The sequence below is a fragment of the uncultured Microbacterium sp. genome (assembly GCF_937927635.1).
Taxonomy (GTDB): Bacteria; Actinomycetota; Actinomycetes; order Actinomycetales; family Microbacteriaceae; genus Microbacterium.
The window spans coordinates 130,586-155,260 of sequence record NZ_CALBRW010000003.1 but is presented as its reverse complement, the minus strand read 5'-3'; the positions used below and the strand labels follow the sequence as shown (position 1 = coordinate 155,260).

Sequence of the window (24,675 nt, the reverse complement as noted above, 5' to 3'; positions counted from 1 at the left end):
TGGCGCTGGTGTAGGCACCGGCTGCATGTCCTCGCGGCTGTCGCTCTGGTCGTCCTCTGGCGTCCCGGCAGCGCTGGCGCTAGCCCGTGGGCCACCCAGGGACGCACAAGACCCCCAGGCACGCGCTGGCCCAGGGGTCTCGGTGGTGGCGGTCAGGCTGCTGCCGGGGTGGCGGGGCGCGTCAGCCGCTGATGGGTCTTGACCACGGCGTTCAGCGTCCACGGCTTGCCGGTGGCGGTGGTGTGCCCTTCGGCATTCAGCCGGTCGGCGGTGGCAGCCAGGGTGTGACGCTTGCGCAGCTTCAGCAGCCGGTCAGCCGTGGCCTGGGGCAGCGCAGACGGGCGACCATACGTCACGCCCCGGCGCTTGGCCGCTTGCATGGCGGCACTGGTGCGCTCACCGATGACCCGGCGCTCCCACTGCGCAACGGACATCATCAGGTTGGCCACGAGCTCTCCCGTGGGGCTTGAAGTGTCCACACCGAGGTCGATAGCGACGAGTGCCCACCCCCGCGCACGGGCGAGTTCAAGCACCCCGGCGAAGTCCACGACGCTGCGGCTCAGGCGGTCGAGCTTGGCCACCACGATGCCGTCAACATCACGCTTCTTGGGGTGCAGCCGGGTGAGCGCGGCCTGTAGCTGCGGGCGGTCAAGCGACTTGGCACTGAGGCCCTCATCCACGTACCAGACCATGTCCCACCCGTGCGCGTCGGCGTACCGCTGGATGGTGTCACGCTGCGCTTCCAGCCCCAGACCGCTGCTGACCTGCTCCTCAGTGGACACCCGCAGGTAGCCGATCATGGTGGTCATGGTCAGTGGTTGCCCTTGCCTGCCGTGGTGGCCTTCTTGACAGGGGCGGGCTTGGCTGCGCGCTTGGCCGGTGCAGCCTCGGCGACCGGCGCGGGCGAGCCCTCCCGGCAGCCGTCACAGAAGTCGATGCCGTGGGTGTAGTAGGCAGCTGACTGCGTGGGCGCGTAGACGTGCGTCTTGTGCTCTTCACAGACGGTGACCCACTTGCCGCCCTCCGGGTCAAGCCCGAGTTCGACTGCGGTACCGACGGTGAGCTTTTCGCCAGTGGCGCGGATGGTGCGAGTGAACATGTTGGCCTCCTTAGCAGGTTCGAACATTTGTTCGATACATGACACACATTACATGGAAGGGGACGGTTCGTAAAACACAATGTTCAATCTGTCTCGCATCTACTTGTCAAAGTGCTGAACCCCTCCGACTGGGATTGGTCGGCAGCGGTGGTGCACACCCGTCGGCGAGCGCTTCTGAGTGCCCTCTCACGGGTCTAGCGGGGTGGGCTGGCCCCCAGGTACGCCAGAGGCTCCCCAGCATGTGCCAGGGAGCCTCTGGGTGCCGGGCGATGCACCGCCCAGCGGGTGAGGGCAAAGGAGTTGAAATCCCTCACCCAGTCAGGGTCAGACGTTCGGCGCCGCGTACGTCATCTGGTTCGCCATGTTGTAGGCAGCGCCCGACGTGTTCGCCTCGACGTAGGCCAGCGCAGCCGCAGCACCCGCCGTCTCCGGGAACGCAGCCTGCCACGTCTCGACCACACCGGACATGCCCGTGTTGCGAGCACGGTTCCCGATGGCGTGCGCCATCTCGGCGTCACCGTTGGCGATGGCGTCATTGAGCATGTCCACCGCCTCCTGCTGGTCGATGATCTTGCGGGCGCGGTCGGCGGCGTCACGGCGCAACATGATCGAGTTGGCGTCCATCGGCTGCGTGCCGCGGAACTCCTTCTCGACCTGGTCGCGCAGGTTCTTGACGAACGAGTCCTGCTCGGCCTTGATGCCGTCGAGCTTGCTGCGGGTGTCCTTGTCCAGCGCTTCTAGGTGCTGCTTCTTGGCGAGGTCGCTGGTCATGCGGTCATCCCGGATCGCCTTGCGGGCGGCCCGGTGCGCCTCCTTCACCTGCGCGGCCTGCTCCTTGAAGCCGTTCAGGGCGGCGGGGAGGGTCTGCTCGACGGACTTGGCGGTTGCCTTGCTCATGATGGTTCTTCCTTCTGTGTGATGGGTGCCGGAGGTACCGCCCCGGCGTCGGTGGTTGATGTGCGCGGGCGACCCCTGCCGCGTGAGGCCCGGTCGATGCCAGCCCAGAAGCCGGAGTCAACCCGCGAGGCGACGGCGTAGTGGTTGCAGAGGTCACGGATGGGGCAGTGCGCACAGATGACAGCGCATGCGTCGCGCTGGTCGTCGGTTCGAGAGTCGGCCGTAAACAGGTGCAGGCCGCTGCAAGGTGGCGCGTAGTGTTCCAGCACCGCTTTCAGGTCTTCCCAAGCGTCATCAGCGCTCATGGCTGTCCTCCTGCGTGCTGCTGTGAACCGCCGTACAGCCGTGAAGCTTTTCCATGGCGTGCGCCCGCCGATACGCGCTGCGAGGGCGAAAACGACTCGGAGTCATTTCCCACCCCCGCCTGGACCCGTTTACCGTTTTGCCTAAGGGCGGCAAACGGGAAAACGGCTCGCTGGCACCTTTTGGCAAACCGCTGAAAACGGGTGCAAACGACAAACGACGAGTGCTCATTCGGAGTCCTCCGAGCTGTCTTCGTACATCCGGATAAGCGTGTGCAGCAGCCCGCCCCGCGCACCCGGTGATTGCTCGATGTAACCGCTGTCAACGAGCCAGTCGATAGCAGCGCCCGCCTTGGTGGAGTCACCCCCGGCTGCCATGCGCAGCGCCGTCTTCGACATGGGCTTGTCGGCCTCGGCCAGCACCTTGCAGATCTTCACGAGCCGCGCCTTGTAGGCGATTTCGTCAGCAAGCTCACGCGGCATCGGCGCTACCAGGTTGAACCTGCTGCTCCGGCCGGCGACCACATCAACCTTCAGCTCGGCTACCGTCTCGCCCTCCGCGAAGTTGCCCAGGCGATCCTTCGCGCACACCAGCCGCGCCCTGCCCGACTGCTTCTTGCTGAACGGCGTCACGACCTTCTGCAAGTACTGAACGCCGGTGATTGCCGACCGCTTGCGCTGGCTGCCGATAGGCCAGAGGCTGTCACCCTCGGTGTTCTTCGGGCTGTGATCCAGCAGCAGCACCGCAGGCCCGAGCCGGGACACGTAGCGCGGTGCCAGCTGGAACCACTCGACAATGTCGTCATCGTCATTCGGCTTGAAGCCTTCCATCGCGAGAGATTCGCCCGTGGAGTCGAACACGACCAGCGACGGTGACAGCCGCTCGATCAAGTCACCCACGACCGCAGGCGCGAACCGGCCTGTAGGCGAGATGTACGTGAACCGGTTGCGGATCACCTTCGGCGGCACCTTGTAGTTGTGAACCAGGCGCTCCAGGATGCCCTGCGTCGTGTCCTCGTAGTCGATGTAGACCACGCGGTTGCCCGCTTTGAGCTCCTGCGCGCAGGCGATCAGGGCCGTCCACGACTTCCCCGCGTTGCTGTGCCCGTGGATGCCGTTGACGCGCCCCGCATACAGCAGGAACTCCGCGCCCTCGATGGCCAGTAGCTCCGGCTCGATGGGTGCCAGCGTGCCATTGACGATGCCGCGCAGCACTTTGCTGAAGTCCTCCGGCAGCCAGCCCGACGCCTCCGCCTCAAGCTCCTGCACTTCGTCCTCCGGCACCAGATCGGCCTCCGGCACCACGGGCGCGCTCTTCCTGCGAACGGTCATGCGCCCAGCCCCTTCCCGGCTGACTCGACTACGCGGCGGGCCTCCCTGGGATCCATGCCGATGTCCTCAGCGGCGTCGATGAGGCGATCCAGCCCGCGCTGATCCACCCCGGCTTCATGCGCACGGCGCGCGGCCCAGTGCAGCCCGTCGTGCTTCTCCCCCGGCTGCAAGGTGCGAACGAACGCGGCCAGCGCGATCGGGTCCGTGGCCCTGGGGTTGCGGCGGGTGATCCGGGTGCGGGGCAGCATCAGCGCCACAACCTGACGGGGCAGGTGCGCAGCTTCGCGATAGACCCACTCGTAGGGCTTTCCGGTGTCCGGGTGAACGCTCGGAGGCATGACCATGTAGCCGTTGGTCTTCAGGTCGATGCCAGCGGGGATGCCGCCCCTGTACGGCTGCCGGAACGGGCGCAGGAAGTACAGGTGACGCCCGCCGTCACGGCGACCGCTGATGACCTCGAGCGTGGGCGGTAGCTCAACCCCGGCGCGCTGCTCCAAGGCTTCGAGGCTGCCACCATTGCGGGGGTCGACGTCGAACACGAGCAGACTGTCAGGCACCGGGGAGCCGATGTTCCAGTCACCATCAGCCCACATGCGCCGGATGATGCGGGGATCGGTCGAGGCGTCCAGGTGGCCGTGAGGCGTGACGGGGCGCTTGCCGTCGAGCGGCAGTACCGCCCATCCGTTCTCGGCGAGGTTGAGCGCAGCGCGCAGCATGGGGGTCATCGGGTCACCCCCATCGGCAGCCGCAGCAGGCGCGGATCGGAGGGGAGCCACCAGAACACCCCGTGGCATTCGTGATCGTTCAGGTACCCGTTGACGTCGAACAGGTGCCATTCGTGCGCGGCGTAGAGGCGTTCCATCCCCCAGCGCAGCTCATCCGGCGACCAGAACCCCACGTTCTCCCACACGGGCGGCTCGTCCCATTCGCCGTGAATGTGGATGTACCCCCAAGGCGGGGCGGTGCGCGGAGCTACGCCAGCATGCTCAGCGAACGGACGGAACCATTCGATTTGAGGACCGAGGCGCAGCACGACCATCGCCTCGGAACGTGACAGCCTCGGCTTCGCTGGGTACTCGGCTTCGGTGAACGGCGCGACTGACAGGGTGCTCATTTCACACCTCGCAGCAGGGCGGTCAGCCGGTGGATCTGCTGATTGGTGAGCGGTGGAGCTGCAGCGAGCGCGCGCTTGACGGCGTCGGCAATCTTGGCTTCGGCCAGGTCGCGGCTGGCCTGCGTGCGGCGCTCTTGATCGTGCGTCTTGAACGCCTGTGCCTTCTCCATGGCAAGGCGCTGCAAAGGTGATTTGGCCACGAGGACCCCTTCAGCGGAAGGCACAACGTGTCAGATGACAGAGCGTGCCTGTTGAAAGGTCCCCGCTGAGGGTCCTTGATGCCTTTTCAGTTAGAAGCCGAGGAATTCGTGGTGCAGTTCCTGAGGGCCTGGTGGTGCTGGGTCAGTCTATGACGACTCGAGTATCTCCGGTGACGCGTGCGTTGTCCAACAGTTCGCGGAGCCGTGTGCTGGTGACTACCGCGCCACCGCGGAACTTATAGCGGCAATACATCTCGCCCTGGGGATCGTCGGTCGACGGACGGTGGTGATACTCGTAGTCCGTACCGAGGATCAGAGGCCAGCCCGCCGACGGCGTCCAGTGACCCCACCGATCATCCCATCTGGACACGACGCTGCCGTGGGAGATGAGATTGACTGTGCTGGTCACAAGCACTAAGCTACCCCACCGCACCCCGTCTCCGCTCTTCAGGAAATGCCTCCCCACCAGGAGAAAGCCCTGTCCAGGAAGGATAACCGGGTCTGCAAAATTGCCCCGCGCCCCGGCGTGTTGCGCGTGTTGCAGCCGTCACCAGCGCCCCGGCAGCCCAGCAGCGGGCCACCAATTGTTGAATAATCAGCCCTCGCGCATGCCAGGGCCGGTCTGTCAGTATGGCGGCATGCCCAGCACAGCCAAGCTCGCCCCTGCACTCGCCGCACTGGCCCTAGCCGGTATGGCCCTTGCTGGGTGCACCACTACCACCACCGCGCCCCAGGCAGCACCCCCGGCCACCGTGGCCGCCACGCCGACCCCGACCTACCTGACCGAGCTGCCTGCCTGGGCCAAGGACTCCGGCCCGTGGTTGATCTACCCCGACGGCATGAAGTGCTACGGCACCGAGGGGTGTCCCAACGACTACCGGGCACTGATCGGTGAGCCTGGCCCTGTGCTGCCGGACGGTGTGGAGTACTACGACCCGGCGAAGCATGACTGCAAGGCCGTGCAGCCTGCCGACGTGGACTGCATGAACCGCAACGGCTAACCGTCACCCTCGGTCGGTGTCCACCGTTGGCACGGCAGCCGGGGCGAAGAACCCGTGACCGCTAACTGTGACGGAACTCCACCACGTCGCCGTCCTGCATGACGTAGTCCTTGCCCTCCAGGCGGGCCTTGCCGTGCGCGCGGGCCTCGGCGATCGAACCCAGCTCGACCAGATCCTCGAACGAGATGACCTCGGCCTTGATGAAGCCCTTCTCGAAGTCGGTGTGAATCACGCCGGCAGCCTGCGGCGCCTTCCAGCCCTTGCCGATGGTCCAGGCGCGGGACTCCTTGGGGCCGGCGGTCAGGTACGTCTGCAGCCCGAGGGTGTCGAAGCCGATGCGCGCGAGCTGATCCAGGCCCGACTCCTCCTGGCCGGTGGAGGCCAGCAGCTCGGCGGCATCCTCGGGATCCAGGTCGATCAGCTCGGACTCGATCTTCGCGTCGAGGAAGACGGCCTTCGCGGGCGCGACCAGCGCCTCCAGCTCGGCCTTGCGCGCAGCATCCGTCAGCACAGCCTCGTCCACGTTGAACACGAAGATCACCGGCTTGGCGGTCAGCAGGCCCAGCTCCTTGATCGGCGCCAGGTCGATGCCCGAGGTCGACAGCAGCACGCCGCGCTCCAGGGCATCCTTCGCGGCATTCGCCGTCTCCAGCACGACGGGGTCGGTCTTGCGGCCGCGCACCTCCTTCTCGAGACGCACGATCGCCTTCTCGACGGTCTGCAGATCGGCCAGCATCAGCTCAGCATTGATGGTCTCCATGTCGGATGCCGGATTGACCGCACCGTCGACGTGCACCACGTCATCGTCGGAGAAGCCGCGCACCACCTGCGCGATGGCGTCGGCCTCGCGGATGTTCGCGAGGAACTGGTTGCCCAGCCCCTCCCCCTCACTGGCACCGCGCACGATGCCGGCGATGTCGACGAACGACACCGCGGCGGGCAGGATGCGCTCGCTGTGGAAGATGCCGGCCAGCACCTCCAGGCGCTTGTCGGGCAGGCTCACCACACCCACGTTCGGCTCGATCGTCGCGAACGGGTAGTTCGCCGCGAGCACATTGTTCTTGGTCAGCGCGTTGAAGAGGGTCGACTTGCCGACATTCGGCAGTCCCACGATTCCGATGGTAAGGGCCACGGGGGTCCAGTCTACCGGGGCTGCGCCTCTCCCCCGGTGGCGCGGATCTACGGAGCGAAGGAGGCGCGCACGTCGGACAGGCACGGCGTCGTGTCCGCGGCATCCGCACCGGCGCAACCGCCGTCGACAAGGGCGCGCTCGCCGATCGGCTCGCTGAGCGCAACCGTGACCGGGACTGCATTGTTGCCGAGACAGTTCGCAGCCTCGAGGTCCAGCGGCTCTGCGTCGATTCGAATGATCACGCGGTCTGCCTCGTAGGTGACCATCGGAGCAAGCAGCTCGCCAGTCACTCCGTTGGCGCACTCGAGACGGGTCACCGCGACATCGAGTGTCTTGCTCTCCGCGGTGACGCTCCCCGGTTCGATCAGCTCCCACGTCGCCGTAGAACCGGATGCTGCAGGTGCAGCGCTATCCGCTGGGGCAGTCACCGTCGGAGTCGGTCGCGGCGTCTGAATCTCCGCGCAACCACTCAGAGCAACGGATGCCATGAGGGCCACCGCGAGCATGTTGCGCTGACGATTCATGGCCCAAGGGTAGCTTCATCCCCTGGTGGCACGGAAGGCGGTGGTCGCGTAGGGCAGGTCGATGGTCGCCTCCCCTGCCAGCCCGAGGTCGTCGAAGAGCCCGTCCATGCCGCGATGGACCTCGGCGCGTTCCTCGGCGGATGCCGTGATCAGGTAGCTGCGCGAATCCGCCATCTGATGCAGCTGGGCTCGAGTCATCGGACGGACCCACTCCCATGCCTTCCGCTGGGGTTCGCCGAACGGCGCGGCGACGACGACGACGCCCTCGTCGAGCATCTCCTCGGCGGCACTCGCGTGCATGATCTCGGTGAGCCTGCGCACCCAGTCCACGCGGTTGTCCCTCGTGTTCCAGATCAGCCCCAGGGTGCCGCCCGGCCTCACAACGCGTCCGACCTCGGCGGATGCCGCAACCGGATCCACCCAGTGCCACGCCTGGCCCAGCACCACGGCATCCAGACTCGCGTCGGGCAGCGGAAGCGACTCGGCGGTGCCCACGTACGTCGGCACCCCGGGCACGGTCTGACGCAGCTTGGCCAGCATCGCGGCATCCGGATCCACCGCGACCACCTCGGCATCCGGAGCATCCGCGACCACCCGGGTGAGCTTGCCGGTACCGGCTCCCACGTCGGCGACCCGGCGAGACCCGGCAGGCAGCAGTTCCAGCATCCAGGCCACCGCCTCGAACGGATAGTCCGGTCGGGATGCCTCATAGGTCTCGGCTTGGGAGCCGAAGGATGTCGCTCGCGCATCGCTCATGTCGTCAGCCTACGGCGCGCCTGATCCCTCGCGCGGGGATGCCCCGCGAGAGTGGAGCCGTGCCACTGGACTTCACCGCGATCGACTTCGAGACGGCGAACTCCAGCCCCGCCTCGGCATGCTCCGTCGGACTTGTCCGCGTGCGTGCGGGCCAGGTGGTCGCGCAGACCGGCTGGCTGATCCGGCCTCCTGCCGGTCATGACGAGTTCAACGAGTGGAACACGCGCATCCACGGGCTGTACGCCGAGGACGTCGTCGGCGCCGACACCTGGACGCAGCAGATCGACCGGCTGTGCGCCTTCGCCGGCGCCGACGTGCTGGTCGCGCACAACGCCGGGTTCGACATGAACGTGCTGCGCCGCGCGTGCGAGGTCACCGGGATCGACGCTCCGCCGTACCGCTCGCTGTGCTCGCTGGCCGTGGCCCGCAAGACGTACGACCTGGACTCCTACAAGCTGCCGCTGGCCGCGGCGGCCGCCGGCTTCGGCGCCTTCCCGCACCACGACGCCCTCGCCGACGCGCGAGCGTGCGCGCAGATTGTGATCGACGCGGCTCGACGGGCGGGCGCCGGCGACGTGGACACGCTGGGCGCGAAGCTCGGCGTCCGACTCACTGTGCCGCAGGCGGCGACTCGCGCGGCCTGATCAAGCAGGCCGGACAGTAGCGCTCAGGCCCCGCCGGGAACGCCGGAGAGCAGGGCGATGACGATGCCCGAGGTCAGCACGAACGCGCCGATCATCCACCACGAGCTCAGCTCGTGTCCCTCTTCACGGCGCACGCGGAACAGCACGTCCTTGCGGCGGGCCGGGTCGGGGAATGCCGCGGCGGCGGCCTTGGCGGATGCTGCGGCGGCGAGCTGCTCGTCGGTGACCCGCAGGATGCGACCGGTCTTGGTGGTGATCATCTGAGGGTGTTCCGACTTGCTGTGGTGCTCGTGCGATGACATCCCGAGGCGCTCCCATCCGTGATGGTCCGGAGCACACGCGCCGGACCACTGCCATTCTGCCAGCAGTGGCTGGGAAATCCCGCAGGCCCGGCGGGACGGGTCAGGATGCCCGGCTCAGAGCCACTTCGAGACGAGGTGGTCCGACACGATGCGGCGCAGCGTGCCCGATGCGCTGCGCAGCACGACGCTCTCGGTGTAGAGGTAATCGCGCTTGCGGCGCACGCCGCGCACGAGCTGCCCGTCGGTGACGCCGGTGGCGACGAAGATCGTGTTGTTGCCCTTGACGAGGTCGTCGGCCTCGTAGACCTTGTCCATCTCCAGCCCGGCATCGATGCCGCGCTGGCGCTCGTCGTCGTCGCGGGGCCACAGGATGCCTTGGATGTGCCCGCCGAGAGCCTTGATCGCGCAGGCCGTGACGATGCCCTCGGGGCTGCCGCCGATGCCCACGCACATGTCGGTGCGTGCGCTGTGACGGGCGGCGTTGATGCCGCCTGCGACGTCGCCGTCGCTCATCAGGCGGGTGCCGGCCCCGGCATCCCGGATGTCCTGGATGAGCTGCTCGTGACGGGGGCGGTGCAGCACCGAGACGACCATCTCCTCCACGGGCTTGTCGAGGGCCTTGGCCAGGCGGCGGATGTTCTCGCCGATGGGCAGGCGGATGTCGACGACGCCGACGCCGGCCGGACCGGTGACGAGTTTGTCCATGTAGAAGACGCTGGAGGCGTCGAGCATGGAGCCTCGGTCGGACACGGCCAGCACTGACAGCGCGTTCTGGCGGCCGGCGGCGGTCAACGAGGTGCCGTCAATGGGGTCGACGGCGATGTCGCACTCGGGGCCGCGGCCGGTGCCGACCTCCTCGCCGTTGAACAGCATGGGGGCGTTGTCCTTCTCGCCCTCGCCGATGACCACGCGACCGGCGAAGTCGACCGTTCCGAGGAAGGCGCGCATGGCGTCGACGGCGGCGCCATCCGCCGCTTCCTTGGCGCCGCGGCCGATGAACGGGACCGCTCGGATCGCTGCGGCTTCCGTGGCCCTCACCAGCTCCATTGCCAGGTTGCGGTCGGGACGGAGGGGGCTGAGTTCGGCTGTTGGGCTCACCATAGGGTCAGACTAACGAGCCGCGCGCGCGAAACCGTCGACTTTTCCCGATTTCCAGACGAAGGATTCTGAGTTCTTAACAGCATCTCAAGAACGAGGTTCGGGGCCGTCGAAACAGCCGAGAAGATCAGGCTTCCGCGCGGATAGAGTGAGCATGACCCCCGCACTTCAGAAGCAGGAGAATTCATGCCCGTCGCCACTCCGGATCAGTACGCAGAGATGCTCGACCGCGCGAAGGCCGGTGGCTTCGCGTACCCCGCTTTCAACGTGTCCAGCTCGCAGACGATCCACGCCGTGCTGCAGGGCCTGACCGAGGCCGGCTCGGACGGCATCATCCAGGTCACCACGGGCGGTGCGGACTACTTCGCCGGCCAGACCGTCAAGGCCCGCGCGACCGGTGCGCTCGCCTTCGCGAAGTTCGCCACCGAGGTCGCCAAGAGCTACCCGGTCACCGTCGCGCTGCACACCGACCACTGCCCCAAGGACGCCCTCGCCGGCTTCGTCGAGCCGCTCATCGCGGCATCCGAGGAAGAGGTCAAGGCCGGACGCAACCCGATCTTCCAGTCGCACATGTGGGACGGCTCCGCCGTGCCGCTGGCGGAGAACATCGAGATCGCCGAGCAGCTGCTGCCGCGCATGAAGAACATCAACGCCATCCTCGAGGTCGAGATCGGCGTCGTCGGCGGCGAGGAGGACGGCGTCCGTCACGAGGGCTCCAACGACGCCCTCTACACGACGTTCGCCGACGTCGACAAGGCGATCCAGGCGCTCGGCATGGGCGAGCAGGGCCGCTACATCGCCGCCCTCACCTTCGGCAACGTGCACGGCGTGTACAAGCCGGGCGGCGTCAAGCTTCGCCCCGAGCTGCTGGGTGAGATCCAGGCCCAGGTCGCCGCCAAGTACAACACCGGCAAGAACCCGCTCGACCTGGTCTTCCACGGCGGCTCCGGCTCCTCCGACGAGGAGATCGCCACGGCCGTCGCCAACGGCGTGATCAAGATGAACGTCGACACCGACACGCAGTACGCGTACACGCGCGCCATCGCCGACTACATGTTCAAGAACTACGACGGCGTGCTGAAGGTGGACGGCGAGGTCGGCATCAAGAAGCAGTACGACCCGCGCGCCTGGGGCAAGGTCGCCGAGACCGCGATGGCGGCCCGTGTCATCGAGTCCACCAAGCAGCTCGGCTCGTTCGGCAAGTCGCAGAGCTGAGTCGCTCGCACTCGCCCGATCGTTGAGCGAGCGAAGCGAGACGAGACGCAGGATGCCCCGGATCACACGATCCGGGGCATCTGTCGTCTCAACCGGCTCGACTGCCTACTTCACCGCGAGCGTCCACGCCCCGTCGGCGGTCACGGTGATCACCGACGGGCCGGCCGAGAGCGGTACCGTGCCGCTGTACGCGCCGATGTCGTTGATGAGCAGTCCCATGCTGAACGCCTCGCCCGTCTCCTCCTGCACGACGAAGTTGCGCGATCCGGCGTGCGTCGCCGCCAGCGAGGCCGCCCCGCCTTCGTACAGGAACACGGCGTCGCCGGTGCCGCTGGGGGCGACGAGCGGCGCGTCTCCCATCGGGCGGATGTCGAACGTCCAGGCGCCGTCGGCGGTGACCTGCAGCTTGGCACCCTCGCCGAGTGCGCTGATCCCCCACGCGGTCGTGCCACTGTAGGCGCCGATCGTGTTGACCAGCAGCTCTCCGGTCGACCCGTTGTTCGCGTCGAGCACAGAGACCGCGAAGTTGCGCGTGCCCTTGTGCGTGGCGACGACGATCCCGCCTGTGGCTCCCGCGGGCAGGTCGATCACGGTGTCGCCCGTGCCGGACTTCTGGATCGGGGCGAAGCCGCCGAATCGGTCGTTCGCCCAGGATGCTGCCGCCGCACCGGGCTCGGGCGCCGGGGGCTCCTCAGCCTCTGCCGGTTCCTCGGCAGGTTCCTGCTGCGTGTCTTCGGACTGCTGCGCCTGGGCGGACGACTCCGACGCGGGCGGAGCACCCGCATCCGTGCTCGATGCCCCGTTGATCGCACCGCTGGCGACGCTGACCAGCACCACCGCCGCCGTGACGATCCAGGCGATCAGCTTGGTCTTGTCATAGCCGGCGAGCGCGCGGCCGGCCTTGTCGCGCATCGCCCCGGCCAGAATGATGATCAGGTCGACGAGCCACCACACGCCCAGACCGCCGAGCGTGAACAGCTTCAGCAGCCCGGTGCCGACCTTGCCGAGGTAGAACCGGTCGACACCGAAGACACCCACGAGCAGAGACAGCAGCCACGTGACGAGGAACGACCTGCTCTCGCCGGTCGGGCCGTTCGAGGGAACCTGGGTCGCGGGATACGCATAGGCCGGCGGAGGCGCCTGCGGCGGCTGTCCGGACGGAGCAGACGGCGGAGTGGGGATGGACATGAGGATTCCTAACTGTGATGGGTGGTGGTTGGAGATGTGTCGGGCGCGTCAGTCCTGCGCGATGATGAGGTTGGCGCCGCTGTCAGGGTGGTAGCTCCACGACGCTGAGTAGTCCTCCCACTCGGCTTCCTGGCGCCCGTCGAGACTGCGAGTCGCGGCGATGCGCTCGGTGATGCGCGTGGGGACATCCAGCTGTTCGTACACGCAGTCGAGCGCGAGGCCGGTGATACCGAGCGGATCGTCGTCCTTCGGTTTCGTCTGGACGATCAGCGTCTTGCCGTCGTCTTCGACGGAGACGACGCCATCGAAGAGCTCGTCCAACGCGTCGGAGTCAGCGGTATCGACGGGTTCGGGTGTCGCGGATGCCGTTGCCCGAACGTCTGCGAGGAAGGCGTCGAGGGGCTTGCTCGCTGCGCAGCTCTCCCCCGCCTGTTCGATAGGACTCGGTCGCGCTGCGATGACGATGGTCGTGACTACCGCACCGATCAAGATGGCTGCTGCTGCACCGATCGCGACGAGCGTGCGGGTCGGCACTCGCCTGCGAGCACCGGCTGCTTCCGGTGCAGGATCTTCGGATGCCGGATTCGCTTGGCTATCGGACATGATGTTCTCTCCTTCTGCGGTGAGCACGTGGCACGGGGTGGTGGCGGCGGGCGGGTCCCTCACGAGTCCCCATTCACCCGCCCGCCGCTGCGGCGTCATGACCCGCGGATCACAAGCTAGGCCGATTCCGCAGCGTCGCACCGGTTGTATATTGATAAGCCCTCTTATCAAGGTGTTGTTGCACGAGCAACCGACGCTCCAATATGGTCAGAGTCATGAGCACGGGCACGAGCAAGAGCGGGCCGCGGAACAGCGGCATCCCGGCTTCGCCGACCCCCCTCATCTCACTGCCGCAGATCGCGGAGCTCGCTCGCGTCCGCCGGCCGGTCGTGTCGATGTGGCGCAAGCGATTCGCGAGCGGAATCGGCGCGTTTCCCGCGCCGGTGAGCGCACGCTCGAACCAGGAGCTGTTCGACGCGACGCAGATCGCCGCCTGGCTCGCCGAAACCGCGCACGGCAACAATCCGGATGCCGTCGCCGATGCTGCAGCCTTCTCTTCCGCCTCTGATTCAGCGGACCCCGACGGCGCGCACCTGGAATCCGTCGAGTCGTTGCTGGCGCTGCGTGTGCTCGACGGGATGCCCCTGACGCAGGGCGATCTCTCCGTCCGTGCGGAGCAGGCCGATCCGGACGACACCGCGGTGCGTCGAGAGATCGACGCGCTCACCCCCGACTCCACGCTGCCCGAGTTCGTCGAGGCGCTGATCGACGCCGCGTACTCCCCCGCCGGTGCGGCCGACGTGCTGCACGCTCGGATCACGGCCGCTGGCAGCAGCGGCATCGCCGGCCCGATCGGAGATCGAGGATCCCGGCTGATCGCCGGATTGGTGCAGGAGATCACCACGGGCGAGAACGTCGTCCTCGCCGATGCCCCTGCCGAGCTCGACGCCGGGGCGCTGTTCGACGCAGCATCCGCTCTCTGCGGTGAGGATGCCGCCCTCCACGTGCCCACAGGAAACCGCGCTGTGCGGCGACGCCTGATCATCCGGGATCGCCTCCCGACGCTCTCCGCCCGGCCGCCGCTTTCCCAGACCCCGGCCGTGTGGTTGGCGCGTCTGTCCGGAAGCGACGGCGCAGCCGAGCTCGTACAGCTCGAGGAGCTGCTCGTCGAGTTGAGCGACCGGCACCGCATCATCGTCGTCGGACCGGCCGCCCTGCTGACCGAGCCGCTCACCGGTGCGGCAGCCGTGTCTCGAGACTTCCTGCTGCGCTCCGGGCGCGTGCGCGGCATCGTGCGGTTGCCCGCGGGGCTGGTCCCGTCTGCGGTGCGGCAGTCGCTGGCCCTCTGGCTGATCGGGGGGCCGCAGGGGGGTGCCGCGCTCGGCGACCGTTTCACTGTCATCGGCGATCTGCAGGGCTTCACGCTCACCGACGCCCGCGCGCGTGATCTGGTGGGCGACCTGTCCGTGTCGCTCGGCTCGGCGCGCGAGGCGCTCGCGCATTCCTTCCGCTTCGTGCATTTCATCCGCACGGCGGCGCTGATCGCCGCTGAGGGATCGCTCGTGCAGGCGAGTCGCCCGCAGCGCCCGGCGCGCACGGACGCGTCAGAGCTCGCGGCACTGGTCGATCAGAAGCTCATGCAGCTACCGGACGCACCGGCGCTGCCCGCCCTGTTGGCGACGACGCCACCGCCGGTGCAGGACACGCTGCTGGGCGATGCTCTGGCGGCCCGCGAAGCCCGGCTCATCAGCGGCATCCGCCTCGATCCCACCGACACCGCGTCTGCCGACGGCTACCCGGTGATCGGGCGCGACGAGGTGCGTGCTCAGGCCGCATCCGCTCGCCGTATCGATCGGATGCGGCTGGCAGCGGACTACCCCCGCGCGCAACTGACGCTGCCCGGTGACGTGATCGTCCTGACCGGCGCGCACCCCGCGGCCGTGGTCGATACAGATGGATCGTCGGTCGTCGAGTACCCGGCGCGGGTGCTGCGGCTGCTCGATGAGACGCTCGCCCCGGAGGTCGTCGCCGCCGACGTCAACGCACTGACCGAGGCCCTGCCGTTCCGGCGCTGGAGCCTGCGCCGCATCCCCGCCGGCCAGCGCACCGCGCTGAGCACGGCGCTGGCCGGGATTGTCGGTGCCCGGCGGGATGCTGAACGCAGGGCTTCCGCTCTCGCCGAGCTCGAACGCCTGGTCACCGACGCCTTCGCGGCGGGCGCACTGACCGCCGACACCGAACCACCCCACCCCGAAGGGAGCCGCTGATGGCTGCACGTAAGAAGACCGGCACCGCGCCGTCGACCATGAAGGAGCTGAAGGACACGCTCTGGAAGGCCGCCGACAAGCTGCGCGGGTCGATGGACGCGTCGCAGTACAAGGACGTGATCCTCGGGCTGGTGTTCCTGAAGTACGTGTCGGATGCCTTCGACGAGCGTCGCGGGCAGATCCACGACGAGCTCTCTGGCGAGGGGTACGACGCCGAGCAGATCGCCGCGCTGATAGACGACACCGACGAGTACACCGGACGCGGGGTGTTCTGGGTGCCGGCGAACGCACGGTGGTCGTTCCTGGCCGAGCACGCGAAGGGGCTGGGACCGACGCTCGGCGAGGCGGAGAAGTCGGTCGGTCTGCTGATCGACGAGGCGATGGATGCCGTGATGCAGGCGAACCCGGCCTTGAGCGGCACCCTGCCGCGGATCTTCAATCGCGACAACGTCGACCAGCGCCGGCTCGGCGAGCTGGTCGACCTGTTCAACTCGGCGCACTTCGCCGGACAGGGCCAGGGCGGCGCGGACGGGCGTCGTGCGCGCGACCTGCTGGGCGAGGTGTACGAGTACTTCCTGGAGAAGTTCGCGGCGGCCGAGGGCAAGCGGGGCGGGGAGTTCTACACACCCGCGGGCGTGGTGCGCGTGCTGGTGGAGCTGCTGCAGCCCACCCACGGGCGCGTGTACGACCCGGCGTGCGGCTCGGGCGGCATGTTCGTGCAGGCCGAGAAGTTCATCGACGCCAATCACGGCGAGGGCTCTGACATCTCGGTGTATGGGCAGGAGCTGAACGAGCGCACTTGGCGGATGGCGAAGATGAACCTGGCCATCCACGGGCTCAGCGGCAAGCTGGGGCCGCGCTGGGGCGACACGTTCGCGCGCGACCTGCACCCCGATGTGCAGTTCGATTTCGTGATGGCGAACCCGCCGTTCAACATCAAGGACTGGGCGCGCAACGAGTCCGATCCGCGGTGGCGCTACGGCGTGCCGCCGGCGGGCAACGCGAACTACGCATGGATCCAGCACATCCTGTCCAAGCTGGCACCCGGTGGAGTGGCCGGCGTGGTGATGGCGAACGGCTCGATGTCGTCGAACTCGGGCGGCGAGGGTCAGATCCGCGCGCAGATCGTCGAAGCCGACCTGGTCTCGTGCATGGTGGCGCTGCCGACACAGCTGTTCCGCTCCACCGGGATCCCGGTGTGCGTGTGGTTCTTCGCGAAGGACAAGACCGGGCCGGTGGATCGCACCGGCCAGGTGCTGTTCCTCGACGCCCGGAACCTGGGCCACATGGTCGACCGCGCCGAGCGCGCCCTGAGCGACGAGGACATCGCCCTCGTCGCCCACACCTACCACGCCTGGCGCGGCTTCGAGGTCCCCTCCCCCCGGTCGTTGAGCGAGGAGCGCAGCGAAGAGACGAAACGCGTTGAGCGAGCGCAGCGAGCCGAAACGACCCCCGCTGAGTATGCCGACATCCCCGGCTTCTGCTACTCCGCCACTCTCGCCGAGATCAAGGCCGCCGACTACGCCCTCACCCCCGGCCGCTACGTCGGCGCTCCCCCCGAGGAGGACGACGGCGAACCCATCGAGGAAAAGCTGGAACGCCTGAAGAGCGAGCTGTTCGCTCAGTTCGAGGAGTCCGAGCGGTTGGCGGCTGTGGTGCGCGAGCAGCTGGGGAGGGTCGATGTCTGAGTGGTCTACGCAACCCTTGAGTGAGGTCATTGAGTTACAGCGCGGACACGATCTCCCGAGTTCAGAACGCGCAGATGGGTCAGTCCCGATTATTGGTTCGTTCGGTGTGACGGGTTATCACGACCGAGCCATGTATGAGGGACCCGGCGTAGCAATCGGCAGGAGCGGAGCATCTATCGGTCAAGCCACGTTCGTTGTGGCAGATTACTGGCCGCTCAATACCTGTCTGTTCGTGCGTGACTTCAAGGGCAACAATCCCTATTGGATCTATCGACTGCTTGACTCCATCGATTTCACTGCCTTCAACTCGGGAAGCGCACAGCCTTCACTCAATCGGAACTTCTTGCGATCGATCCCGGTTGCACTCCCTCCGCTCCCCGAGCAGCAGGCAATCGCCGAAGTCCTGGGCGCTCTCGACGACAAGATCGCCGCCAACACCCGCCTCGCCGCCACCGCCGATGAATTCGTGCGCGCATTGGTGGCCTTGTCCGATTGCACCGACTCAATCCCGCTTTCGAAGCTCTTCACGTCCCCACGGATCGGAGTCGATCCGACTCAAATCGAACCGACCACCCCCTATGTCGGTCTTGAGCATGTCCCCCGACGCTCAATGTGGCTAAGCGAAGCTGGAATCGCTCAGGATGCGTCAAGCACGAAGAGCGCGTTCGAAGCTGGAGACCTGCTGTTCGGCAAGCTCAGGCCGTACTTCCACAAAGTGGTCACTGCGCCATTCAGCGGAATCTGCTCGACAGACATCCTCGTCTTACGTCCGCGCGACGCCGATCTGTCAGGATTCGCGTCCGCAGCTGCGGCATCTGATGCCGTTATCGCATCGGTCACTGCATCCAGCGAGGGCACCCGAATGCCACGCGCTTCATGGAGAGACCTCGCCGCTGTTGACGTTCCCTGGCCCGGGCACTCGGCAGCCACCCGCATCAGCGAGGAGATCGCCTCCATCCGCGACACTGTCCACGCAGGACTTGCCGAGAATCGCACTCTCGCCGCCACGCGCGACGCGCTGCTTCCGAAACTGATGTCTGGTCAGCTCCGAGTCAAGAATGCTGAGAAGATCCTGAGTGAGGTGGGCGTGTGATGCAGCACCTCAACGCCTCCTCCCCGACTACTGAAAGGTCAACGCAATGACCAACGTCGACCCCGCGGCATCCCTCGAGTTCGTCTTCGCCGGCGACACCGCCACTTCAGGAGGAACCGATGACTGACGACACCATCAGCACTGACGACGAACGGGAGCTGCTCGACTACGAGGTCGAGCTGATCAGCGACGGGGACGGCGTCGCCGTGATCGGTCCGCCTGCGGCGGTCGAGGAGTTCCTCACGTCACGTCGACTCGAGTCGCGCGAGCTCGGGATGCAGAAGCTCGGTTCCAAGCTGAGCGGCGCATCGGGCGTGCTTCAGGCAGGCACCCAGGTCGCCGAGAACTCCGGCCGCTGGATCAAGCTCACCGAGAAGTCCGCGAAGGCGCTGCACGATCTGCCTCCGATGAAGGGTTCGTCCGACAAGGTTGCGCGCGCCATCGTGATGAAGAACGGCAAGACCAACCACATCCTCGAATTCGTCCGGCAGCCAGGCGTCACCGGAATGCTGACCAACCCGGCCGTGCTCGCAGGCGCCGCCGGCATCATGGCCCAGCTGGCCATGCAGCAGACCATGGACGAGATCATCGACTACCTCGCCAAGATCGACGCCAAGGTCGACGATGTGCTGCGCGCGCAGAAGGATGCCGCACTGGCTCAGATGATCGGCGTTGAGCTGGTCATCGACGAGGCCATGACCATCCGCGGCGAAGTCGGCTTCGTCTCCGACGTCACCTGGTCGAAAGTGCAGGGCACCACCGCCACCGTCGCGAGCACGCAGGCGTACGCGCTGCGCCGGCTGGACGCGCTGGCCGAGAAGGTGGAGCGCACGGCGAAGGTGGGCGACCTCGCCGACCTCGCCGACGAGGCCGAGCAGACCGTGCTCGAGTGGCTGGCAGTGCTCGCACGCTGCTTCCAGCTGCAGGACGCCACCGCGATCCTCGAGATCGACCGCGTGCTCGATGCCTCCCCCGATGACCCCGGCGAAGTCGAACGGCACCGGCGAGGACTGCGCGCCGCACGACAGAAGCGCAAGGCTCTGATCACCCAGACGACTGCCTCACTGCTCGCGCGGATGGATGCCACCGCGGCTCGTGCCAATGCCAAGGTGCTGTTCGCGCCGAACGCCTCACACCGGATCGTGCGCGCCGGCAACCGCATCGCCGACGACATCACTGACTTCCATTCCCGCCTCAGCATCGAGCAGTCCCGCGACGCGATCACCGAGAAGCGCTGGATCGAGGCGGCCGACGACGCACGTGAGGACATCGCCGCGGCATCCGTCGACACGGCGAGGGCGGTCGGGCGCTTCGCCGGCGAGACCGCAGACAACGCGCGCACGGGCGCGGGCAAGCTTCTGACCGGGCTCGGCGAGCGCTTGCTGCGCAAAGATGCATCCGACGACGACGCGGCCACCGTTGACAAGCCGTAGCGTGCGCTCACTATTGCGAACCATCTGAGATTTTATGATAATCAGCACTATGCAGAACGAGCGGCCTCGGGCTCGTGACCTCGCCGATTGGGCGCTCGCGCGCGGTCGCGGCCCGTTCACCTCAGACGACATCGCCGGCATCCTCGACGTGCCTCGTGAACAGGTGAGCCGGCGACTGCACCCCCGAGTGAAGAAGTCCGAATGGGTGAGTCCTGTTCAGGGGCTCTGGGTTCCGGTTCCCGCGCATTACAGGTTGTGGGGCGCCCCCCCTGGCATCGAGATCGTCGACGGGATGATGCACCATCTCGAAGTGGAGTACTACGTCGGATGGCTGAGCGCTGCAGCGCTGCACGGCGCGTCGCACCAGGCCGTCCAACAGTTCCAGGTCGCCACCGATCGTCCCGTTCGCGACCGACAGGTCGGGCGAACCCGCTTCTCGTTTCACACCCGACGGAGCATGCCGGAGGGCGCCGCCCGACAGCACAACACCCCCACCGGCCGTGCGTGGGTGAGCACTGTCGCGACAACGGCGTTGGACATCGCCACAGACCCGTCCATCGCCGCCGGAATCGACAACGCCGCCACCGTATTGATCGAGCTCAGCGAGCATCCTGATTTCGAGGCGGGCGCCATCGCCAGTGCTGCCGCGCACTACCCGGTCGCCTCGATCCGACGTCTCGGCTGGATTCTGGAGACGTTCAGCGAAGCACCGGCACAAGACGCGCTGCACGCGATCAGCGCGTCCGGACCGTCGCGTCCATCACGTCTGAACCCTTCGCTGGCGATCACCAGTCGTGTCAACGCACGGTGGAACCTGTCTCTCAATGACGACGTGGAGCCGGACATATGATCCCCGCTCAGATGGTCACCGAGTGGAGCACCGAGCATCCGTGGCAGACCCGCGAACAGGTCGAACAGGATCTGCTGCTCTCTCAGGCCATCTGCACCGTCGCGCAGCATCCGTTGCTGGGCGCTGAATTGGTGTTTCGCGGCGGGACGGCCTTTCACAAGCTCCATCTGTCGAAACCTGAGCGGTACAGCGAGGACCTCGACTACGTGCGCACCACCTCCGGAGGTATCGGCCAGATCACCGGCGCCCTGCTCGATATGGGAAAAGAACTGGAGTTCGACGTCGCCTCACGCATGGGCGAGCATCCGAAGGTTCTCTGGCGCACGAGTTCCGACGCAGGAACGCCGATACGCATCAAGATCGAGATCAACACCCACGAACTCTCTCCGGCGCAGTCACTGATCACCTTGCGCCATGCGGTGACTTCCTCGTGGTGGTCGGGCACTGCCGACGTGCTGACATTCACACCCGAAGAGCTCGTCTCCACGAAGCTGCGCGCGCTCTTCCAGCGCAGCAAGGGTCGCGATCTGTTCGATCTGTGGCTTGCGCTCACACACCTGCATCTCGACCCCGCGCGCATCCTGTCGAGCTTTACCCCTTATCGTCCCGACCGCTACACAGCCACTCGTGCCATCGCCAACCTTCGCGAGAAGCTCACCACGGGGCGATTCCGCACTGATCTCGCACCGCTTCTGGCCGGCGGCCTGGCGGGTTACGACCCCGACGTCGCCGCCGAGCTCGTCATCACCGAACTCCTGGAGAAGATCGAATGAGCGCCATCCCCGAGTCCATGTGGGAGCAGAGCGCCCTCGACACGCTCGCCGAGCCGCTCGACTGGCCCTCGCTCAGCGGCGATCGGATCGCCCCCGGCAGCGGCGAGCGCGACAGCTGGGACGAGTTGCTCATCCGCCCACGCCTGCTCGATGCACTGCGGCGCCTGAACCCGGGCATCCCGGCCGAGTACCTGCAGCAGGCGGCTGTCGAGATCGCCTCCCCGCGCTCGCAGGACGCGATCACCGAGAACCACCGCATCCACCGCTATCTCACCGGCGGGTACCGCCTCAGCTACCTCGACCACGACGGCGTCGAGCACAACCCCACGCTGCGGCTGATCAGCAGCGACCCCGCCGAGAACGACTGGCTCGCCGTCAACCAGGTCACGATCCGTCAGAACACCCCCGGTCACGGCGAGGTGCATCGCCGCTTCGACATCGTCCTCTACGTGAACGGCATGCCGCTGAGCATCCTGGAGCTGAAGAAGGCCGGCGTCGGCGCGGCATCCGCCTACGATCAGCTGCAGACCTACCTGCGCGAGCTGCCCCTCGCGTTCCGATTCTGCGTGTTCACCCTCGCCAGCGACGGGCTGGAGGCCAGGTACGGCACCCCGTTCACGCCGCTCAACCACTTCTCGCCGTGGAACGTCGACGACGACGGCATCCCGCTGCCGCAACCGCGCTTCGAGAACGGTGAAGACGTGCAGCCGCTCGACGACGCCCTCGCGGGTCTGTACAACCAGGAGCGCTTCCTGCAGCTCGTGCGCAACTTCACCGCGTTCGACGAGGGCGCGGACGGGCTCGTCAAGCGCATCGCCAAGCCGCACCAGTACTTCGCCGTGAACAAGGCCGTCGGCAAGACCATCCAGGCCGTCGAGACCAACGGCAAGGCCGGTGTGGTCTGGCACACGCAGGGCTCGGGCAAGTCGATGGAGATGGAGCTGTACGCCAACATCACCTCGCGCCACCCCAAGCTGAAGAACCCGACCATCGTGGTCGTGACCGACCGCAACGAGCTCGACGGGCAGCTGTTCCAGACCTTCGACCGCAGCCTGCTGCTGCCCGAGAAGCCCACCCAGGTCACCACCCGCGCGCAGCTGCGCGACGAGCTGTCGGCCCGCAACACGGGCGGCATCTACTTCACGACGCTGCAGAAGTTCGGGTTGAGCAAAGCCGAGAAGGATGCCGGAATGCAGCATCCGCTGCTCAGCGACCGACGCAACATCATCGTCATCGTCGATGAGGCGCACCGCAGCCACTACGACGACCTCGACGGGTACGCCCACCACCTGCAGCGCGCGCTGCCCAACGCCACCCGCATCGCGTTCACCGGCACCCCGATCTCGTTCGCCGAGCGCGACACCCGCGAGGTGTTCGGCGACGACATCGACGTGTACGACCTCACCCGCGCCGTCGACGACGGCGCCACCGTGCCGGTCTTCTTCGAACCGCGCCTGATCAAAGTGGCGTTCGCCGGCGATGTCAGCCCGGAGGACATCGACCTGGCCGCCGACGAGTTCACCGTGGGGCTCGACGAGACCGAGCGCGCCCGGCTCGAGGCATCCGTCGCGGTCGTCAACGCGGTCTACGGCGCGCCCGAGCGCATCGAGGCGCTCGCCGCCGATCTGGTCGAGCACTGGGAGAAGCGCCGTGCGGCCATGCGCACGTTCATCGGCGGCCCCGGCAAGGCGCTGATCGTCGGCGGCACCCGCGAGATCTGCGCGAAGCTGTACGACGCGATCATCGCGCTGCGCCCGGACTGGCATTCCGACGCGCTGGATGCCGGACGCATCAAGGTCGTCTACTCGGGCACTGCCGCCGACCAGCCTCCGGTGAGCACGCACGTGCGACGGGACTCGGCGAACGCCGCCATCAAGGACCGGCTCAAGGATCCGGACGACGAGCTGGAGCTCGTGATCGTCAAGGACATGATGCTGACCGGCTTCGACGCGCCGCCCCTGCACACCCTGTACCTGGACCGTCCCCTCAAGGGCGCCCTGCTCATGCAGACCCTCGCCCGCGTGAACCGCACCTTCCGCGGCAAGCAGGACGGTCTGCTGGTCGCCTATGCGCCACTGGCCGACAACCTGTCCCAGGCCCTGCAGGAGTACACCGTCACCGATCGGGAGCGCAAGCCCGTCGGCCGCGACGTCGCGGAGGCGCACGAACTCGCGCGGGGGTTCGTGGAGCAGATCCGGATGCTGCTGGAAGGATGCGACTGGCGCGGCGACCTCGCCGCCGGCGGACCCCGCGCACTGCTGCGCGCCGCGACCCGCGCGACGGAGTTCCTGCGCGATGTGAAGCGCAATCCTCCATCCGACGACGGGACGCCCGGCGCTGCTGCGCGCTTCCGCAAGCTCAGCGGACAGTTGGCGCGAGCCTGGGCACTCGCTTCGGGCGGCACCACGCTCACCGAACTGCGGGAGGAGATCGCGTTCTACGAAGAGGTGCGCGTCTGGATGGCGAAGTACGACGCCCGCGACCGGCAGGCGAACGACCAGCCGATCCCCGAGGACATCCAGCGTCTGCTGGGCGCGCTGATCGCGGATGCCACCGCGACGGACGACGTCATCGACATCTACGAAGCAGCCGGCATGCCCCGCCTCGCGCTGGACAGGCTCACCCCCGAGTTCACCGCGGAGGTGCAGCGCGCACGCAACCCGCAGCTCGCGATCGAGGCGCTGCGCGCCGCACTGATCGACGAGAGCACGGCGGTGTCCCACGGCAACCTCGTACGGCAGCGGGCGTTCTCGGAGCGCATCGCCGAGATCATGAACCGCTACACGAACCAGCAGCTCACCTCGGCGCAGGTCATCGCCGAGCTCGTCGCACTCGCGAAGGAGGTGGCCGCCGAGGCGTCCCGCGGCGAGCACTTCTCACCCCCGCTTTCCCACGACGAACTCGCGTTCTTCGACGCCGTCGCCACGAACGAATCGGCCGTCGACATCCAGGGCGAGGACACCCTGGCGCAGATCGCCCGCGAGCTCGTGGCGATCATGCGCCGCGACGTGCGGACGGACTGGACCGTGCGCGACGACGTGCGAGCGAAGCTGCGCTCGTCGATCAAGCGGCTGCTGGTCAAGTACAAGTACCCGCCAGACCAGCAGCCCGGGGCCATCGGCCTGGTGATGGAGCAGATGGAGGCGATGGCCCCGCGCTACGCCGACGAGCGATAGGGCGACCCTTCGACAGGCTCAGGAGCCCAAGGACCGGCGGGTTCAGGG

At 67.2% G+C, this 24,675-nt stretch carries 25 protein-coding genes; 10 read left to right on the top strand and 15 right to left on the bottom strand.

Annotated elements, in window-relative coordinates:
- Nucleotides 1-152: 152 nt before the first annotated feature.
- From Q0568_RS01055 to Q0568_RS01020, 8 genes are all read right to left on the bottom strand, one after another.
- On the bottom strand, nt 153-809 hold the full coding sequence (locus Q0568_RS01055; protein ID WP_298860809.1) for a recombinase family protein: 657 nt from the start codon (nt 807-809) through the stop codon (nt 153-155).
- 2 nt (nt 810-811) lie between these two features.
- Nucleotides 812-1,099, bottom strand: a complete 288-nt coding sequence (locus Q0568_RS01050; protein ID WP_298860805.1) for a hypothetical protein — start codon at nt 1,097-1,099, stop codon at nt 812-814.
- A gap of 324 nt (nt 1,100-1,423) precedes the next feature.
- Nucleotides 1,424-1,996 (bottom strand): hypothetical protein, encoded by a 573-nt coding sequence (locus Q0568_RS01045; RefSeq protein ID WP_298860802.1) that lies wholly within the window; start codon nt 1,994-1,996, stop codon nt 1,424-1,426.
- A complete protein-coding gene (locus Q0568_RS01040) occupies nt 1,993-2,301 on the bottom strand; it encodes a WhiB family transcriptional regulator (RefSeq protein ID WP_298860799.1) in 309 nt (102 codons plus the stop codon). The genes Q0568_RS01045 and Q0568_RS01040 overlap by 4 nt, the downstream gene beginning before the upstream one ends.
- A gap of 225 nt (nt 2,302-2,526) precedes the next feature.
- A complete protein-coding gene (locus tag Q0568_RS01035; RefSeq protein ID WP_298860796.1) occupies nt 2,527-3,630 on the bottom strand; it encodes an AAA family ATPase in 1,104 nt (367 codons plus the stop codon).
- Nucleotides 3,627-4,355: a bifunctional DNA primase/polymerase gene (locus tag Q0568_RS01030; protein ID WP_298860793.1), complete on the bottom strand. Its 729-nt coding sequence runs from the start codon at nt 4,353-4,355 to the stop codon at nt 3,627-3,629. Before Q0568_RS01030 ends, Q0568_RS01035 begins: the two co-directional genes overlap by 4 nt.
- Complete coding sequence (locus Q0568_RS01025) at nt 4,352-4,744, bottom strand: hypothetical protein (protein WP_298860790.1); 393 nt, start codon at nt 4,742-4,744, stop codon at nt 4,352-4,354. Before Q0568_RS01025 ends, Q0568_RS01030 begins: the two co-directional genes overlap by 4 nt.
- On the bottom strand, nt 4,741-4,944 hold the full coding sequence (locus Q0568_RS01020) for a hypothetical protein (RefSeq protein WP_298860787.1): 204 nt from the start codon (nt 4,942-4,944) through the stop codon (nt 4,741-4,743). The genes Q0568_RS01025 and Q0568_RS01020 overlap by 4 nt, the downstream gene beginning before the upstream one ends.
- A 638-nt stretch (nt 4,945-5,582) precedes the next feature.
- On the opposite strand from Q0568_RS01020, the gene Q0568_RS01015 reads away from it, so the two are divergent.
- Nucleotides 5,583-5,945, top strand: a complete 363-nt coding sequence (locus Q0568_RS01015; RefSeq protein ID WP_298860784.1) for a hypothetical protein — start codon at nt 5,583-5,585, stop codon at nt 5,943-5,945.
- Nucleotides 5,946-6,006: 61 nt separating this feature from the next.
- On the opposite strand, the gene ychF is transcribed toward Q0568_RS01015, so the two are convergent.
- The 3 genes from ychF to Q0568_RS01000 form a co-directional block, all read right to left on the bottom strand.
- On the bottom strand, nt 6,007-7,077 hold the full coding sequence (ychF, locus tag Q0568_RS01010) for a redox-regulated ATPase YchF (RefSeq protein ID WP_298860781.1): 1,071 nt from the start codon (nt 7,075-7,077) through the stop codon (nt 6,007-6,009).
- A 47-nt stretch (nt 7,078-7,124) separates the two neighbouring features.
- Entirely contained in the window at nt 7,125-7,394 is a 270-nt protein-coding gene (locus tag Q0568_RS01005) for a hypothetical protein (RefSeq protein ID WP_298860778.1), read from the bottom strand.
- Between the two features lie 222 nt (nt 7,395-7,616).
- Nucleotides 7,617-8,357, bottom strand: a complete 741-nt coding sequence (locus Q0568_RS01000; protein ID WP_298860775.1) for a class I SAM-dependent methyltransferase — start codon at nt 8,355-8,357, stop codon at nt 7,617-7,619.
- A gap of 59 nt (nt 8,358-8,416) precedes the next feature.
- On the opposite strand from Q0568_RS01000, the gene Q0568_RS00995 reads away from it, so the two are divergent.
- A complete protein-coding gene (locus Q0568_RS00995; RefSeq protein WP_298860772.1) occupies nt 8,417-9,001 on the top strand; it encodes a 3'-5' exonuclease in 585 nt (194 codons plus the stop codon).
- 23 nt (nt 9,002-9,024) lie between these two features.
- Here Q0568_RS00995 and Q0568_RS00990 read toward each other — a convergent pair whose 3' ends face one another.
- Together Q0568_RS00990 and glpX are read right to left on the bottom strand one after the other, a co-directional pair.
- Nucleotides 9,025-9,261: a hypothetical protein gene (locus tag Q0568_RS00990; protein ID WP_298860769.1), complete on the bottom strand. Its 237-nt coding sequence runs from the start codon at nt 9,259-9,261 to the stop codon at nt 9,025-9,027.
- A 156-nt stretch (nt 9,262-9,417) separates the two neighbouring features.
- Nucleotides 9,418-10,404 carry a class II fructose-bisphosphatase gene (glpX, locus tag Q0568_RS00985; protein WP_298860766.1) on the bottom strand — a complete coding sequence of 329 codons (987 nt, stop codon included), beginning with the start codon at nt 10,402-10,404 and terminating at the stop codon, nt 9,418-9,420.
- A gap of 183 nt (nt 10,405-10,587) precedes the next feature.
- Between glpX and fbaA the strand changes: the two genes are divergently transcribed.
- On the top strand, nt 10,588-11,616 hold the full coding sequence (gene fbaA / locus Q0568_RS00980; protein WP_298860763.1) for a class II fructose-bisphosphate aldolase: 1,029 nt from the start codon (nt 10,588-10,590) through the stop codon (nt 11,614-11,616).
- Nucleotides 11,617-11,721: 105 nt separating this feature from the next.
- On the opposite strand, the gene Q0568_RS00975 is transcribed toward fbaA, so the two are convergent.
- Together Q0568_RS00975 and Q0568_RS00970 are read right to left on the bottom strand one after the other, a co-directional pair.
- The gene (locus Q0568_RS00975) at nt 11,722-12,804 is read right to left on the bottom strand and encodes a TM2 domain-containing protein (RefSeq protein ID WP_298860760.1); all 1,083 of its coding nucleotides are present in this window, start codon (nt 12,802-12,804) and stop codon (nt 11,722-11,724) included.
- A 48-nt stretch (nt 12,805-12,852) separates the two neighbouring features.
- On the bottom strand, nt 12,853-13,407 hold the full coding sequence (locus Q0568_RS00970) for a hypothetical protein (RefSeq protein WP_298860757.1): 555 nt from the start codon (nt 13,405-13,407) through the stop codon (nt 12,853-12,855).
- Nucleotides 13,408-13,622: 215 nt separating this feature from the next.
- On the opposite strand from Q0568_RS00970, the gene Q0568_RS00965 reads away from it, so the two are divergent.
- The 7 genes from Q0568_RS00965 to Q0568_RS00935 all read left to right on the top strand — a co-directional run bounded on the left by Q0568_RS00965 (nt 13,623) and on the right by Q0568_RS00935 (nt 24,627).
- The gene (locus Q0568_RS00965; RefSeq protein WP_298860752.1) at nt 13,623-15,614 is read left to right on the top strand and encodes a hypothetical protein; all 1,992 of its coding nucleotides are present in this window, start codon (nt 13,623-13,625) and stop codon (nt 15,612-15,614) included.
- Nucleotides 15,614-17,302 carry a class I SAM-dependent DNA methyltransferase gene (locus Q0568_RS00960; RefSeq protein WP_298860750.1) on the top strand — a complete coding sequence of 563 codons (1,689 nt, stop codon included), beginning with the start codon at nt 15,614-15,616 and terminating at the stop codon, nt 17,300-17,302. The genes Q0568_RS00965 and Q0568_RS00960 overlap by 1 nt, the downstream gene beginning before the upstream one ends.
- A complete protein-coding gene (locus Q0568_RS00955) occupies nt 17,295-18,395 on the top strand; it encodes a restriction endonuclease subunit S (protein ID WP_298860747.1) in 1,101 nt (366 codons plus the stop codon). Before Q0568_RS00960 ends, Q0568_RS00955 begins: the two co-directional genes overlap by 8 nt.
- 119 nt (nt 18,396-18,514) lie before the next feature.
- On the top strand, nt 18,515-19,828 hold the full coding sequence (locus Q0568_RS00950) for a hypothetical protein (protein ID WP_298860744.1): 1,314 nt from the start codon (nt 18,515-18,517) through the stop codon (nt 19,826-19,828).
- A gap of 49 nt (nt 19,829-19,877) precedes the next feature.
- Complete coding sequence (locus tag Q0568_RS00945; RefSeq protein ID WP_298860741.1) at nt 19,878-20,678, top strand: type IV toxin-antitoxin system AbiEi family antitoxin; 801 nt, start codon at nt 19,878-19,880, stop codon at nt 20,676-20,678.
- Nucleotides 20,679-20,689: 11 nt separating this feature from the next.
- On the top strand, nt 20,690-21,451 hold the full coding sequence (locus Q0568_RS00940) for a nucleotidyl transferase AbiEii/AbiGii toxin family protein (RefSeq protein WP_298860738.1): 762 nt from the start codon (nt 20,690-20,692) through the stop codon (nt 21,449-21,451).
- Complete coding sequence (locus tag Q0568_RS00935) at nt 21,448-24,627, top strand: type I restriction endonuclease subunit R (protein ID WP_298860735.1); 3,180 nt, start codon at nt 21,448-21,450, stop codon at nt 24,625-24,627. The genes Q0568_RS00940 and Q0568_RS00935 overlap by 4 nt, the downstream gene beginning before the upstream one ends.
- Nucleotides 24,628-24,675 lie beyond the last annotated feature (48 nt).